The organism is Cupriavidus sp. H18C1 (assembly GCF_049311595.1).
In the GTDB taxonomy this organism is placed as follows: Bacteria; Pseudomonadota; Gammaproteobacteria; order Burkholderiales; family Burkholderiaceae; genus Cupriavidus; species Cupriavidus cauae.
Genome location: NZ_CP186009.1, coordinates 1,477,898 through 1,492,107, shown reverse-complemented (window position 1 = coordinate 1,492,107; position 14,210 = coordinate 1,477,898). Strand labels below are relative to the sequence as shown.

Here is a 14,210-nt window from a genome sequence, read left to right as displayed (position 1 = left end):
TGTTCATATCATATGGGAACAAATGGGCACTTCGGGTGAGCTGTGTTTTCCGAGAAGGTTCCTATTTTGAGTGACCCATTGACGGTACTATAATATTTCTTCCATGACCCCATAGCCAACAATCCTATCCAATTCAAGGACTTCGAACGACTCCCCCAGCCTTAACCCCACCCTTAATACACTCCCAACTCGCAAACGAAATCCACGCCTTGATTTCCTCACCGGGAAAATGCCACTGGTCGTCGCTATAAACATGACGACCGCTTGTCAGGTACTTGACTCCCGCAAATCGATGGTGTGGCGCGTATCCACTGCGTATTCCGCTTATTTTTGGCGTTTCGACGTCGACTGCGATAGTTAGTGTTGCAATGATATGATGCATTCAAATATCAAATTGAATAGATAATTGATTCCACCACTAGCGGATGCAGTTGGTGGAAACTATGCACCTCTCAAGGCGGCTTCAACGCTAGCGTAGTCCTTCTCGTTGAATACCACTTGCACAGAATGAGCCTCCCATGGTTGCCAATCGGCTGCGGCGTGGTCTAGCACAGAGAGATACGTTTTCATCTCCAAGGGAGGCAGTTGAGGCAATTCCTCATGCACGATCGCCACGGTTCTTTCGTCCAACCAATGCAAGTCACCAAGGCAGTCAAACAATGCGTTCCAATTAAAACCGAAGTATCCGGGCAGCGAGAGCGAACGGTAAATTAAGTCAAGAAGCTGCCGTGTGGAGGAGATATTTCCGTTCACCCAAACCACGGCAGCATCGCTAGTCACATAATCTCGAATATCAGGAACAAAGATAAATCTGCCGGAACTGGTCATGAAACAACGGTCTCTTGCCGTACTGCCGGTGCCACTCGATTAGCGAGAAGTCGCATTTTTTCCACCTGGCACCGGGAATACTTGCCCAAGCCATTTCTCACCAAAGATGCAGTCTTACCTGATAGTCGTTGCCGAGCTCTCCTTTCAGGAGCTCGGCGAGCGCGACGCCTTCCTCCCTGAATTCGGCTTCATCTCTTGCGCTCTTGAAACGAGAATCCGGCGGGTAATCCATATTCAATGTCTCATCCAACTGTCTAGCCCAATTGAGAAGCCTGGTTTTTAGTTCCCGGGAAATAGGAAGGGTTTCAGGATCGATGTTTCCTACCTCGCCAGGGGGAAGCCTCCCACAAGGGGAAACAGTGATAGTCGGCCATCAGCTTGATGATCCTCACGTTTCGCGTCTCCTAATCCTGCCGTTCTGGCGGCTCAAGCAAGCCTTACGCCGTTTACGGCCCATACGCGAAGGACTAAACCCCACCGAAGGTGGAAAGCACCATCGAGAAGCAGCCCGCTCACCCCGCCGCCCCCCACCTCCGCCCCCAACCTCTCCCTCACAAACCCCAAGAACGCCCTCACCCCCCTCCGGCAACGTCCGCCCTGCCAGCGTCTGCAGTTCGATCGCCCTGCCCTTCATCCCCCGTTCCCGGATCACCGCGGCGTGCAGTTCTCCGCGGCGCAGGCGGTCGCCCACGGTCACTGCGCCGGAAATCGACAACCCTCCGCCGTGCAGCACGAAACTGGTCAGCGTCTCGAAATGATTGGTGACCAGCACCGGCTCGAACACGATGCCGCGTTCGCCGGCGGCGATATCGAACAGCTGGCGCACCGTGTTGTCGGCCTCCGGCAATGCCAGCGGATACGGCTGCATCTGCGCCAGCGTCACGCTGCGAAAGCGCGCCAGCGGATGGTCGGGGCGCATGATGGCGATCACGGGCGCGGGCTGGCGGTGTTCGACGCGGATGCCCTGCTCGCCAGCGCGGCTATAGGTGATGCCGATATCGGCGTCGCCGTGCAGCACGATGCCGGTGACATCGGCCGGCGACGCCACGCGGACATGGAAATGCAGCCCGGGATAGCGCTCGCGGAATTCAGCGATGCAACGGGGCAGAAATTCGATGGCGAAGCCAGCGGAGCTGGCGATGCGCACGCGTCCGCGGCGCAGGCCCTGCAGGGCGGCGATTTCGGAGACGACGCGGTCTGCCTCGAGCGCCCCGCGCAATGCATAGGCCGCCAGCACTTCCCCGGCCGCGCTGGCGACCATGCCGCGCGGCCGGCGGTCGAACAGCGGCACGCCCAGCAGCGTTTCCAGCGCCGCCACCTGGCGGCTGACCGCCGATACGGTGACGTTGAGCCGCTGCGCCGCCTCGGTCAGAGACCCGCTGCGTACCACTTCGAGGAAATAGCGCAGGGCTGTGTCCTGCAGGCGGTGCGACAGCATCGGTCCGGCTCCCTGGCGCAAAGGCCCGTTCTGGTTTGCGTTTTACGCAAGGATATTTGAAATAATCGTCGATTGTGCGAAACCCGGCCCGACCCGTATGCTTTTCCGGAACAACGAAGGAGACACCACCACCATGGCGCCCGACCAGACCGCTTCCAGCCAGTCCACGAATCAGCCCGCCAATCGGCCGACCGCCCAGCCCACCGACCCGATCGTCGAACTCGATGCCGTCGCGCTGTCCCGCGCCATCCACGCGCGCGAGGTCTCGTGCGTCGAGGTGCTCGACGCCTTCTTCGACCAGATCGACCGCCACAATCCCCGCGTCAACGCCATCGTCGCCCCACTCGATCGCGATCCGCTGCGCGCCCAGGCGGCCGAGCGCGATGCCGAACTCGCCAAGGGGCAAAGCCGTGGTCCCCTGCATGGCTTCCCGCAAGCCCCGAAGGACATCAGCCCGGCCGCGGGCATGGTCACGACCAAGGGCTCGCCAATCTTCGCCGGACAGGTCACGCAGACCGATGCCGCGATCTTCGCGCGCATGCGCAAGGCTGGCGCGCTGTTCGTCGGGCGCACCAATTCCCCCGAGTTCGGCCTTGGCGGCCATACCTACAACCCCGTCTATGGCACCACGCGCAATGCCTTCGACCCCTCGCGCTCCGCGGGCGGCAGCAGCGGCGGAGCGGCGGTCGCCGTCGCACTGCGCATGCTGCCGGTGGCGGATGGCTCGGACATGATGGGATCGCTGCGCACGCCGGCGGCGTTCAACCACGTGTACGGGCTGCGCACGTCGTTCGGGCTGGTGCCGCACGGCCCGACCGACGAGGTTTTCTTCCAGCAGTTCAGCGTGGCCGGCCCGATGGCGCGCAACGTGCCGGACCTGGCGATGCTGCTGTCGGTGCAGGCTGGTTTCGATGCGCGCCTGCCGCTGACGCGCCGCAGCGAGCCGCCGGGCAGTTTCGCGCTGCCGCCGGAGCGCGACTGGACCGGCGTACGGATCGGCTGGCTGGGCGACCTGGGCGGCCAATTGCCGACCGAGCCGGGCCTGCTCGATACCTGCGCCCGCGCGCTGGACCACTTCCGGACGCTGGGCTGCACCGTCGAGCCCGCGCTGCCCGCATTCGATCTGGAAAAGCTGTGGCACGCATGGATCGACCTGCGCAGCTTCTCGGTGGCCGGCGCCAATGCCGCGCTATGGCACGACCCTGCCAAGCGCGCGATGCTCAAGCCCGAGGCCGCATGGGAGATCGAGCGCGGCATGGCGCTGCCCGGCACGCGCGTGTACGAAGCGATGTGCGTGCGCAGCGCCTGGTATCAGGCGCTGGTCCAGCTGTTCGAGCGGCACGACTATCTGGTGCTGCCCGCCGCGCAGGTCTTTCCGTTCGACGCCGAATGGGACTGGCCGCACGCCATCGACGGCCGCGACATGGACACCTATCACCGCTGGATGCAGACCGTGGTGCCGGCGACGATGGCCGGTCTCCCGGCACTCGCCGCGCCGGCCGGCTTCGGGCCGCAGGGCCTGCCCGCCGGCATTCAGATCATCGGGCCAGCGCAGACCGATGCCGCCGTGCTGCAGCTGGGCCATGCCTACGACCAGGCGGGCGGATTCTCGCGGGTCCGCAGTCCCTGGCTGGGCTGAGCGCCATCGCATGCCGCAACAACGCCGTCCATCGATCGATTTCCAACCTCACCACTGCTGGCAGGAGTGCCCTTGATGACCGCAATGCCCCCCGAAGCGATTCTTCCTTGCATGCACCGGCCTGGCCGCCGTCTTTGCCATGGCGACCGCGCCAGCCGCGGCGCAGACGTATCCCGATCGCCCGATCCGTCTGGTGGTGCCCTTTGCCGCGGGCGGCGCGACCGACGTGCTCGGGCGTCTGCTGGCCGTGGGCCTTGGCGAGAAGCTCGGCCAGACCGTGGTCGTGGAAAACAAGCCCGGCGCCAGCACGGTGATCGGTGCCACGCAGGTCGCCAAGGCCGCGCCCGATGGCTATACGCTGCTGCTGGCGGCCAGCACCACGCTGACGCTGAACCCGGCAATCCGCCCCAACCTCGCCTATGACCCGATCAAGAGCTTCACGCCGCTGGGCCTGGTCGCCGATATGAGCCTGGTGCTGGTCGCCAATCCCGACACGTCGCTGCATTCTCCCAAGGACCTCGTCACGCAGGCGAAGGCCGATCCAGACAAGTTCTCCTACGGCTCGTTCGGCACCGGTTCGTCGGTGCATTTCGGCGGCGAGATGCTGAAGTCGGCCGCCGGCATCCGCATGGTGCATGTGCCCTTCAACGGCAGTGCGCCCAATCTGACGGCGCTGGCCGGTGGCCAGGTCCAGGTCGCGGTCGACACCGTGGTGGCGGGTCTGCCGCTGATCAAGGCAGGCAGGATCCGTCCGCTGGCCGTGCTGTCGCCGCAGCGGCTGCCCGCATTGCCGCAGGTACCAACGGTGGCCGAGAGCGGCTATCCGGGCTTCCAGATGGGCACGTGGTTCGCGCTGATCGCACCGGCGGGGCTGCCGGCGCCGGTCCAGCAGAAGCTGGAGAAGGCGCTGGCGGACGTCGTCAATGCCCCCGCCACTCGGGCCCGACTGGTGGAACTGGCGCTGACGCCGGCCTATGGCAATGCCGCCGCGGTCAAGGCCAGGGTCGAGAAGGAGCTGCCGGAGATGCGGGCCGTCGCGGCGCGGGCGAATATCCGCGCGGAATAAGGGCGGAATAAGGGCGGAGTGAGGGCGGAATAAGGCAGCGCCGCTGCGTACCCTGCGCGTTCAGCGCTAGGAACCAGCAACGGCGCCCCGACCTTATTTGACTGATCGGTACAAAACAAATATGCTCATCGGCACGCGCTCAGCCGCCTGAGCGCTGTTCCTCTTCGAGCAACGATGCAACGGGTCTGACGCACCCGTTGTTTTTTGCCCATTTCTGTACCGATCGATAAATTTTTAGCCGCCAAGAATACCGATGAGCCATCCCATCCGCACCGACATTCGCCAGATTCCGACCGCCACCGGCATGGTGGCCATCCCGGCCGAGCTGGAAGACGATGTCGCGCAGTTCCACTATGCCCCTGCCCGCCGCGTCGGCGACTTCGTCTATCTCTCCGGCGTGGTCGCCTGCAACAGGCGCACCGAGCCGATGGACGAGCCGGCGTTCTGCGACGAATTGCGTGCGGTCTTCTGCCAGATCGAGCGCCTGCTGCTCGCCTGCGACGCACGGCTGGACGATGTCGTGGAGCTGCAGATGTTCCATGTCTTCGGCAGCGAGCGCCTCGCGCTGGACAAGGCCGGCCAGCTGGCGGCAATCGGTCGCGTTCGCGACGAGTTCTTTGCCGCGCCGTATCCGGTTGCGGTGGAACTGGGCGTCGCGGACCTGAACCCCGATGGTGGCCTGGTGGAGATCAAAGCCACCGCGTTTGCACCGCGGGACCGTGCCGGCAGACTGCCGCGCTAGTACGCCAGGCGGCTGTCGAGGCCCTGAGACGCTCTCAAGCGTGCGGATACGCCTCGAATGCCGCGAAGCGCTCCGCCGCCGCGGTCAGCGACGCGATGGCCGGATGCTTTGCCGGATCGACCGCGCCCGGCAGCATGGCCTGCGTAAAGGTCCACACCACCGCGGTGGTCAGTTGCGCCTGCGACAGCGCGCTCTCCTGTACCGGCACCGCCAGGCGCGCGACCTCTTCCTCCAGCAAGGCAAAGGCGCTGGTGCGCTGGCCGTCCACGCGCTCCACCCACGGCTGGTGCTGTTTCTCGGCCGGCCGCAACTGATGCTCGTAGACGTTCTGCACCGCCTTCTCGCACGCGGCCAGCGCCAGGCCGATGACGCGCAGATCGCGCTGCCGCGCCGCCAGGTTCGCCGGCATCAGGCTGCGTCCGGCCAGCGCCTCGACGTAGTCGATGATCAGCGTCGAGTCCATCAGCACCACGCCGTTGTCGCAGACCAGCGATGGTGCCTTGACCACCGGATTGATGGCGCGGAACTGCTCGAAGGTGCGGAACACCGAAACCGGTTCATGGTGGAAGGACAACCCCAGCAGGCGCATCGTGATCGCGGCGCGGCGCACATAGGGGGAATCGAGCATGCCGATCAGTCTCATCGTTTTACTCCAGGGGTCGGTTGACGGGGATGGCGCCTATCTTCCTTTGTCCACCGCCCGCTTGCCAAGCCCCCTCGCGTCGAATCCCCGCGCCGCCCCGGCTCAGTCGCGCTTGTCCCGGGACGGTTTCCGCGATTGCAGCGGCAGGCGCCACAGGTCATAACGCTCGTCGCCGGCCTTGACCACCCCCGCGAAATGCCCGTTCAGATGGCTGGCGGTGAACACCAGGTCGCCGTTGGGCAGCAGCGCGGGCGTATCGGGCCAGAGCACGCCCTCGTCGGCCGCGAGCAGCGACATCGCGCCGGTGGCCGGGTCGTACTTGACGATGCCGTTGCGCGTCACGTCCGTGATGTACAGGTTGCCCTTCGCGTCGGCGACGATGCCATCGGTATTGCCGCCGACGTCGCCGAGATCGCGCACCGCCGCGGACAACATCTGCGCGCTGGCGCGCTCGTCGCGCAGCAGCCCCGTCGGCACGGCATAGGCGTGCGTGCCCGTGGTGACGGCCCAGTACAGCGTGCCGGCATCGGGCGACAGCGCGATGCCGTTGATGCCGAGCGTCAACGGGTTGCCCGGCCACACCTCGGCGCCATGCGAGACGACCTTCGCGCCCGGCTCCGGCAACAGGCTCGCGTGGCGGTCCAGCACGCGCCGCGCCTTGCCGGAGGCAAAGTCGACCACGATCAGCCCCGCCTGATTGCCCGGGGCGCTGCGCAGGCCGCTGTCGGAGATATAGGCGATCCGGCGCCGCTCGTCGACGACGATATCGTTCAGGAAGCTGCCCTTGCGGTCCGCCACGCCATCGAGCGCGATACGCCGCACCGTGCGGCCGGTACGCAGGTCGTAGACCATCACCTTCTGCGCGCCCACCGGCGCCTCGGCCTGGCCCGCGACGAAGCCCATGTCCAGCGCCCACAGCCAGCCGTTGCGGCGGTCGATATGAAAGCCGAGCACGTTGCGCAGATGCGTATCCGGCGCGGCATCGACCGCATTGCCGTCCACCGACGGAAAGGCCGACAGACGGGCCGGCCCGCTCTGCGCGTTTGTATCGAGCAGGCTCAGCGTCGCCGGCGCGTCGGCGGAGACCAAACGCGGCGTACTGACGAAGGCGCGGCCCCGCGCATCGAAATGAATGCCGGCGATCGGCGCGTTGACGGAGCCGGCGAAGGGCGCCGGGTCCACGCCCTGCCGGGACGGCTCCCAGCTGACGCCCTTATAGCTGCGCCAGCGTTCGAGGGGGATCTGGGCGGCGGTATCGGCGAATACCGGGACGGTGGTGAATGCGGTGAACGTCAGCGCGGCGAGACGGGACGGGTTAAGCAGCATGGTGATGTCCGGAAGTTTGGGCCGACAGGCGCTGACGGCGCGTGGTCGTGCCTGTCGGCGATGAATGGTCGGCAAAGTCGCGGTCGGTGATCGGAGGTCCGTGGTCGGCGACCGGTCAGCGATGAGCGATGAGCGGTCGGCGATGAGCGGTCGGCGATCGCCGATCAAAGAATCGAACGGAACGACCCGCCCTCGACACGAACGGCGGCCCCATTGGACGCCGCGCCGAGCGGGCTGACGAGCAGCGCCACCATCGCCGCGATCTCGTCGGCCTCGATCATGCGGGCGATCAACGAGCTGGGCCGGTACGTCTCGAAGAAGTGCGCTTCGATCTCGGCATCGCTCATGCCCGGGCGCGGCGCGGTCTGGCGCAGGTATTCGACGATGCCGTCCGAGCGGGTCGCGGCCGGCAGCACGCTGTTCACCGTGACGCCGGTCCCCTTGGTCAGCTCCGCCATGCCGCGCGACACCGCCAGTTGCGCCGACTTGCTGACGCCGTAATGCACCATGTCCGGCGGCGTAAAGGCGCCGACCTCGCTGGAGATGAAGATCACCCGGCCCCAGTTCTTTTCCAGCATGCGCGGAACGTAATGGCGCGACAGCCGCACGCCGGACATCACGTTGATGTCGAGCATGCGCAGCCAGTCCTCGTCCGTGATTTCCGCGAAGGGCCGGGCTTCGTAGTAGCCCAGGTTGTTGATCAGGATGTCGGTGTCCGGCACGGCCTCGGCCAGCGCGGCCGCACCGCCGGCACTGCCCAGGTCGGCGACGAAACCCGACACGCTGGCGGAGGGCGCGGCCGCGGCGATCTCCGCGACGGCCGCATCGAGCTTGTCGCGATGCCGGCCGGTGATGGTCACGGCGGCGCCCTCGCAGGCCAGGGTGCGGGCGATGGCCAGGCCAATGCCGGCCGTGGCGCCGGTGACGATGGCAGTCTTGCCTTGCAGTTGAAGGTCCATGGGGTTCCTCGTTGTCGGGTGGTGATGTCGCGTGGTGATGTCGGGTGGTGATGCCGGACTTTATTACCCGCACCAACGGAGATAAACTCGCCCGTCAGGAATTCATCTGTTCTTCGGAGGACATAATGGCGCGCCGCTTCGACCATCTTGGGGACGTGGAAGCCTTTCTGGCGGTGGTCGAGCACGGGTCGTTCACGGCGGGCGCGGTGGCGTTGTCGACCACGCCCTCAGTGCTGAGCCGCGCCATCGCCCGGCTGGAAGCCCGGCTCGGCAGCCAATTGCTGCGCCGGACCACGCGCCGCATCGGGCTGACCGACGCGGGACGGCAGTACGTCGAGCAGGCGCGCGCCGCCTTCACGCTGCTCGACGACGCCGAGCGCGAAATACAAGGGCCGGAAGGGGAACTGTCGGGAAGGGTCCGGCTCAGCGTGCCGACGACCTATGGCCATTACCGGCTGCCGCCGCTGCTGGCGCGCTTTACGCGGCAATATCCGCGCGTGCAGGTGGAGCTGAACATCACCAACCGCAATGTCGACCTGGTGGCCGAAGGCTTCGACCTCGCCATCCGCCTCGGCGATCTGCCCGACAGCGGGCTGGTGGCGCGCAAGCTCGAGGACGCGGCGCTATGCCTGGTCGCGGCGCCCGACTATCTGCGCCGCGGGGGCACGCCGCGGACGCTGGACGATCTGCATCGCCACGTCTGCCTGCCCTTCGTGCTGCCGAGGACTGGCCGTATCGCGCCGTGGGTATTCCGCGACGACGATCGGGACATCGACTGGCCGACCGCCTCCCCCATCGCGATTTCGGACGATGTGCTCGGCGTGGTGTCGCTGGCCGAGCACGGCGCCGGCATCTGCCAGAGCTACGACTTTATCGTGCGCGATCGCATCGAAAGGGGGAAGACTGGTCGAATTGCTGCCGCATCTGCGCGGACGCTCGCGGCCGTTCTCGCTGATCTACGCGCCACACCGCCGCCAATCGGCGGCGGCACGGGCGATGATCGATCTGCTGACGCGGGTTGAGCGGCACCGGTTGCCCGGGCTGCCGAGCTGCCCGGCTGCGTCAATCGAGATAGTCCGGCTCCAGCCGCGCCAGCTGCCGGTGGATGCTGGCCAGATGCAGGCGCGCGCTGTCCGGATCGCCCTCGCGCATCTGCCGCGCGCACAGCGCGGCGACGTCGGGCGGCACGGGCAGCAGCGGGCGGCCAGTACCGTGCGCGCGCACCTGGACTTCGGCGGCGCGCTCCAGGTAGTACAGATCGTCCCAGGCCTGGGCGATGTTGGGCGCGGTCACCATCACGCCGTGGTTGCGCAGGAAGGCGATGTCCGCCTCGCCCATCGCGTCCGCGATGCGATCGCCCTCCCGTTCGTCCAGCGCCAATCCGTTGAAGGGTACCGTGGCGACCCGGCCGTAGAACTTCAGCGCGGTCTGCCCGGCCCACACCAACGGTTCGCCGTCGACCATCGCCAGCGCGGTCGCGTTCGGCATATGCGTATGGAAGGCCGCCACCGCCGCGGGTTTCCGCATATGCAGCCGTGCGTGGATGAAGAAGGCCGTGGCCTCCGGTTCGCCGTCGCCATCGATCACGCGCCCGTCGACATGGCAGATCAGCAGGCGCGAGGCCGTGACCTCGCAGAAGGCCAAGCCCAGCGGATTGACCAGGAACAGCCCGGGGTGTCCCGGCAAGGTGGCCGAGAAATGGTTGCAGATCCCCTCCGCCATCCCGAGCCGTGCCGCCATGCGCAGGCAGGCCGCGAGATCGATGCGAGCCTGCCGGACAGCGGGATCGCAGCGCAACGCCGCTGCCATGCCGGCATCGCCCGCCGCCTTGCTGGAAAGTTGATGCGCCATGGATCGCTCCTTCAGGGTTGCGCCCACCCGAGCGTAGCAAATAACTGGCGCAGGCCAGCCAGATCAGGCAACACGGCGTCCGGCCGATAGTCGGGCAAGGGCTGGCGGGCCGTGCCGCGATCGATCCAGACGCAACGAAAGCCCATGTCCCGCGCCGCGGCCAGGTCCAGATGCGGACTGGCGCAGATATGCAGCAGCCGGTCCCGCGATACGCCGATCGCGTCATGGGCATGCTCGAACAGCCGCGGCGACGGCTTGTAGGCCACGGCCTGCTGCGCCGTGACGACGCGGTCGATATGGCCGCCGAGCTGCGCGACATTGCCCGCGATGATGGCGTCGTCGGTATTCGACACGATGCACAGCTTGAAGCCCTGTGCCTTCAGCCATGCCAGCGTCGGCACGACCTCCGGAAACGGCGGCATCGCGGCGATATGGCGTGCCAGCGCGTCGGCGTCGCTAACATCGAACGGCAGCCCGAACGCCTCCAGCGCGGCGCGCAGCGAATGGGCCGAGACCTCGGCGAAGGAGCGATGCGGCGGCGTCTGCTCCAGCCGATGCTCGTGCTCGTCATAGACCCGGATGAACTCGTGCGGATCGACGCCGCGCCATCCCTTGCGGGACAGCAGGCGATCGACGTAGGCCAACAAGCCTTCGTCCCACTGGATCAGCGTGCCGTAGCAGTCGAAGGTCAGCCATTCGGGCCGATGGGAAGGTTGCATGGTCGGGCTCCAGCTCTCACGTTGCGAATGGCTGCATGCTAAGCTGGCATCGCTCAATTCGAAAATTCGATTTTCAGCGCAACTTCATCGATCCATCGAATCATGCTCGATCTCGAACTGCTCAAGACCTTTGTCAGCGTCGTCGACGCGGGCGGCTTCACGCGCGCCGGCGAGCGGGTCCACCGCACGCAGTCGACCGTCAGCCAGCAGATCCGCAAGCTGGAGGACCAACTGGCGCAGCCGCTGCTGCTGCGCCAGCGCGCCGGCAAGTCGGTTGCACTGACGGAGGCCGGCGAGCGGCTGCTGGGCTACGCGCGCCGGCTGGTCGATCTGGCGAGAGAGGCCGAGACGATGATGCAGACGCGGGGCAATGCCGGAGTGATCCGGCTCGGCGTGCCCGACGATTTCGATGTCAAGCGGCTGATTCCCCTGCTGTCCGGCTTCGCCAAATGCCATCCGGCGATCCGGCTCGATACCGTCAACGGGCTCAGCGTCGAACTTGGCAACCGGATCGCGCGGCAGGAGCTGGACCTGGCGCTGCTCAAGCGCGACGCCGATGGCGCGCCCGTACTGCTGCGCCGCCCCGAAACGCTGAAATGGGTCGTGGGCCGGGACTTTGCGATGGACACCGACCCGCTGCCGCTGGTGGTGTTCGGCCATGGCTGCCTGTATCGGGATCGGGCGATCCACGCGCTCGAATCGTCGGGCCGCAGCTGGCGCATCGCCTTTACCAGCCAGAGCCTGGTCAGCATCCAGGCGGCGGTCGCGGCGAATCTCGGCCTGAGCCTGCTGCCGGCCACCGCGGTGCAGGACGATCATGTCGTGCTCGGCGTCAGGGCCGGACTGCCGGCCCCGCCGCCGACCGAGCTGGCGCTGGTCGGCAGCGCGCGGCTGCTGACGCCCGCGCAGCAGGCGCTGGTGGACTATCTCGATGAGAAGCTGCCCGGTCGCCGCCTACGCGCGCGACGCTGAGGTTTCGTTCGATCCGCGCCCCCTTGCGCCGTACCGCCCTGACCTTCCCGCTGGGGCCGCCGCCGCAGAAGAACCGATCCGCGCCATCCGATTCAAGCCCGGACACGCCCATGCCCGCCGGCATCTCGATGCGCTCGATCACTTCGCCGGTAGCGGGATCGACATGGCGCAGGTCGCTGGCCTCGCCCTCCCAGGTGCCGTGCCACAGTTCGCCGTCGACCCAGGTGACGCCGGTGACGAAGCGGTCGGACGTCAGTGTGCGCAGGATCGCGCCAGTCTCGGGATCGACCTGGTGGATCTTGCGCTCGCGATGCTGGCCGACCCACAGCGAGCCTTCGGCCCAGGCCAGGCCCGAATTGCCGTCCTTGGTGGGCGCGGGAATCGACGACACCACCTCGCCGGTCTGCGGGTCGATCTTGTCGATGCGGCCGTCCGCGATCTGGTACAGGTAGCGGCCGTCGAACGCGGTGCCGGCGTTGGCCGTGACATCGAGGGTACGAAGCATCTTGCCGCTGGACGGGTCCATGGCCTTGAGCTTGTCGCCGGTGGCGACCCAGACATGCTGGCCGTCGTACGAAACGCCATGCACGGCGTCGACGCCCGGGAACGGGCCGTATTCGTGAAGGACTTCTGCCGGAGCGGTTTTCATAAGGGCATCCTGGTGGGACGTTGACGACAGGTGCATTACCGCGTTCGCGCAGGCGGCGCGGTAACGACTCGATGCCGTCATGCTAGTCCAGGCTCGAGATCGCCGGGAGTAACAAGGTCGTCGTGATTTCCGGCACGGGCGTGGTCATCCAGCGGCGCGCGCGGCCGTGTCCGATCGCCAGTACCTTCCCCCGCCTCCGCCAGCGCATCGAGCGCGCGCTGCACGGTGCGCTGGCTGGCGCCGAGCGCCAGCGCCAGCCCCGAGCTGGACCAGGATTCGCCGTCGGCCAGCAGCGCCAGCACCGAGCCGTGCCGCTCCTCGACCGGGCGCGCCAGCACCACGACCTGCTGCGTAGCGCGCGGCACCAGCGCATACCCGCGCGGTGTCGCGGCAATCTCCGCCAGCGACGCGATCGCGCTGCGCAGCCGGCCCATTTCGACACGCAGGCGAGCGCGGTGCGTCGCATCGGCGTGTTTCATGCGGAAGGCCAGCGCGATCAGGCTGTCGCGCGGCAGATCGTGCGGCCAGGCCTCGCCCAGGGCCCGCGCCAGCGCAAACAGCACCGGCCGCGTGGCGAGCGAAATCACCGTCCCGCCGTGACGGATGGCATGCCGGCAGGCGTCCACCACCAGCGTGTCCGATGCCAGCAGCGCTTCCACGTCGTCGAGCCGCAACGGCCGCGATTGGCCGCGGTCAATCAGGCGGGCGGCGGGGATGTCGAGCATCGCGGCGGCGCGCTCGACCTCCGCGGCAAGCGCCGGAATGCCGGCCATGCGCGCGGCGTGGCGAGCGCGTTGCAGCGCAGCGCGCGCGGCCACGGCATGCACGCGCCGCATGGCGATGCCCGCGATGATCAGTTCGTGCGCCGTCCTCATTGCGGGCGGCAACTGCGCCGGATCGGCGCCGGCCAGCATGTGCTCGGCCTCGTCCAGCCGGCCGATCAACAGCAGCCGCCGGCTCGCCAGATAGCGCGCATGCGCGGCGTTGGCGCGGTCGCCGTGCGCTTCCAGCGTCAGGCGGGCGGCATCGAGGGCCTTGGCCGGCCACCCGAGGTCGCGCACGGCCAGGGCGATCTCGGCCTCGGCGACGACGCATCTTGCCCGCGCGATCGGCGCGCGGCTGCCGAAGGCACGGGCGGCGCTACGGACCAGCGCCTTGGCCCGGGCGAGGTCGCCGAGCTGCGCCATCGCGATGCCGCGCAGCGCAAGCGCCGGGGCGTCCTCACGCAGGGCGACGCAATTGAGCGCCCCGAGCGGATCACCGACCGCGAGCGCGCGGGCCGCTGCCGAGATCGTCGGGTCCATTCGAATCACGCCACACTTGTCACTCCCCTCCCTATCGAAGCCGGCGCCTAATCTAGCACGAGGATCAACCGACC

The 14,210-nt window shown here is 67.0% G+C and carries 11 protein-coding genes and 4 pseudogenes; 5 read left to right on the top strand and 10 right to left on the bottom strand.

The genetic code is table 11. The annotated features are described in order from the left end of the window. Window positions 1-441 precede the first annotated feature (441 nt). The 3 genes and pseudogenes from OJJOAM_RS22605 to OJJOAM_RS22595 form a co-directional block, all read right to left on the bottom strand. Entirely contained in the window at window positions 442-828 is a 387-nt protein-coding gene (locus OJJOAM_RS22605) for a barstar family protein (protein WP_422649917.1), read from the bottom strand. Window positions 829-925: 97 nt separating this feature from the next. Next, window positions 926-1,060 carry a hypothetical protein gene (locus tag OJJOAM_RS22600; RefSeq protein WP_422649916.1) on the bottom strand — a complete coding sequence of 45 codons (135 nt, stop codon included), beginning with the start codon at window positions 1,058-1,060 and terminating at the stop codon, window positions 926-928. A 194-nt stretch (window positions 1,061-1,254) separates the two neighbouring features. Then, window positions 1,255-2,266, bottom strand: a pseudogene (locus tag OJJOAM_RS22595) (LysR substrate-binding domain-containing protein). Between the two features lie 133 nt (window positions 2,267-2,399). On the opposite strand from OJJOAM_RS22595, the gene OJJOAM_RS22590 reads away from it, so the two are divergent. The 3 genes from OJJOAM_RS22590 to OJJOAM_RS22580 all read left to right on the top strand — a co-directional run bounded on the left by OJJOAM_RS22590 (window position 2,400) and on the right by OJJOAM_RS22580 (window position 5,713). Then, entirely contained in the window at window positions 2,400-3,905 is a 1,506-nt protein-coding gene (locus OJJOAM_RS22590) for an amidase (protein ID WP_422649915.1), read from the top strand. Between the two features lie 139 nt (window positions 3,906-4,044). Further along, window positions 4,045-4,971: a Bug family tripartite tricarboxylate transporter substrate binding protein gene (locus OJJOAM_RS22585; protein WP_422649914.1), complete on the top strand. Its 927-nt coding sequence runs from the start codon at window positions 4,045-4,047 to the stop codon at window positions 4,969-4,971. Window positions 4,972-5,224: 253 nt separating this feature from the next. Further along, window positions 5,225-5,713 carry a Rid family hydrolase gene (locus OJJOAM_RS22580; RefSeq protein ID WP_422649913.1) on the top strand — a complete coding sequence of 163 codons (489 nt, stop codon included), beginning with the start codon at window positions 5,225-5,227 and terminating at the stop codon, window positions 5,711-5,713. A 34-nt stretch (window positions 5,714-5,747) separates the two neighbouring features. On the opposite strand, the gene OJJOAM_RS22575 is transcribed toward OJJOAM_RS22580, so the two are convergent. The 3 genes from OJJOAM_RS22575 to OJJOAM_RS22565 form a co-directional block, all read right to left on the bottom strand. Next, complete coding sequence (locus OJJOAM_RS22575) at window positions 5,748-6,356, bottom strand: glutathione S-transferase (protein ID WP_422649912.1); 609 nt, start codon at window positions 6,354-6,356, stop codon at window positions 5,748-5,750. Between the two features lie 102 nt (window positions 6,357-6,458). Further along, on the bottom strand, window positions 6,459-7,682 hold the full coding sequence (locus tag OJJOAM_RS22570; RefSeq protein WP_422649911.1) for an L-dopachrome tautomerase-related protein: 1,224 nt from the start codon (window positions 7,680-7,682) through the stop codon (window positions 6,459-6,461). Window positions 7,683-7,846: 164 nt separating this feature from the next. Next, window positions 7,847-8,641 carry an SDR family NAD(P)-dependent oxidoreductase gene (locus OJJOAM_RS22565; RefSeq protein ID WP_422649910.1) on the bottom strand — a complete coding sequence of 265 codons (795 nt, stop codon included), beginning with the start codon at window positions 8,639-8,641 and terminating at the stop codon, window positions 7,847-7,849. Window positions 8,642-8,766: 125 nt separating this feature from the next. On the opposite strand from OJJOAM_RS22565, the pseudogene OJJOAM_RS22560 reads away from it, so the two are divergent. After that, a pseudogene (locus OJJOAM_RS22560) lies at window positions 8,767-9,652 on the top strand (LysR substrate-binding domain-containing protein); the annotation flags it as partial. 51 nt (window positions 9,653-9,703) lie between these two features. On the opposite strand, the gene OJJOAM_RS22555 reads toward OJJOAM_RS22560, so the two are convergent. Together OJJOAM_RS22555 and OJJOAM_RS22550 are read right to left on the bottom strand one after the other, a co-directional pair. Then, window positions 9,704-10,492 (bottom strand): aldolase, encoded by a 789-nt coding sequence (locus OJJOAM_RS22555; protein WP_422651025.1) that lies wholly within the window; start codon window positions 10,490-10,492, stop codon window positions 9,704-9,706. An 11-nt stretch (window positions 10,493-10,503) separates the two neighbouring features. Continuing rightward, window positions 10,504-11,211, bottom strand: a complete 708-nt coding sequence (locus OJJOAM_RS22550; RefSeq protein WP_422649909.1) for a haloacid dehalogenase type II — start codon at window positions 11,209-11,211, stop codon at window positions 10,504-10,506. Between the two features lie 102 nt (window positions 11,212-11,313). Here OJJOAM_RS22550 and OJJOAM_RS22545 point away from each other — a divergent pair. Then, a pseudogene (locus OJJOAM_RS22545) lies at window positions 11,314-12,090 on the top strand (LysR substrate-binding domain-containing protein); the annotation flags it as partial. On the opposite strand, the gene OJJOAM_RS22540 reads toward OJJOAM_RS22545, so the two are convergent. Both OJJOAM_RS22540 and OJJOAM_RS22535 read right to left on the bottom strand, forming a co-directional pair. Beyond that, the gene (locus OJJOAM_RS22540) at window positions 12,044-12,832 is read right to left on the bottom strand and encodes a PQQ-binding-like beta-propeller repeat protein (RefSeq protein WP_422649908.1); all 789 of its coding nucleotides are present in this window, start codon (window positions 12,830-12,832) and stop codon (window positions 12,044-12,046) included. The pseudogene OJJOAM_RS22545 and the gene OJJOAM_RS22540 overlap by 47 nt on opposite strands. 82 nt (window positions 12,833-12,914) lie before the next feature. Beyond that, window positions 12,915-14,136 (bottom strand): annotated as a pseudogene (locus OJJOAM_RS22535) (helix-turn-helix domain-containing protein). Window positions 14,137-14,210 lie beyond the last annotated feature (74 nt).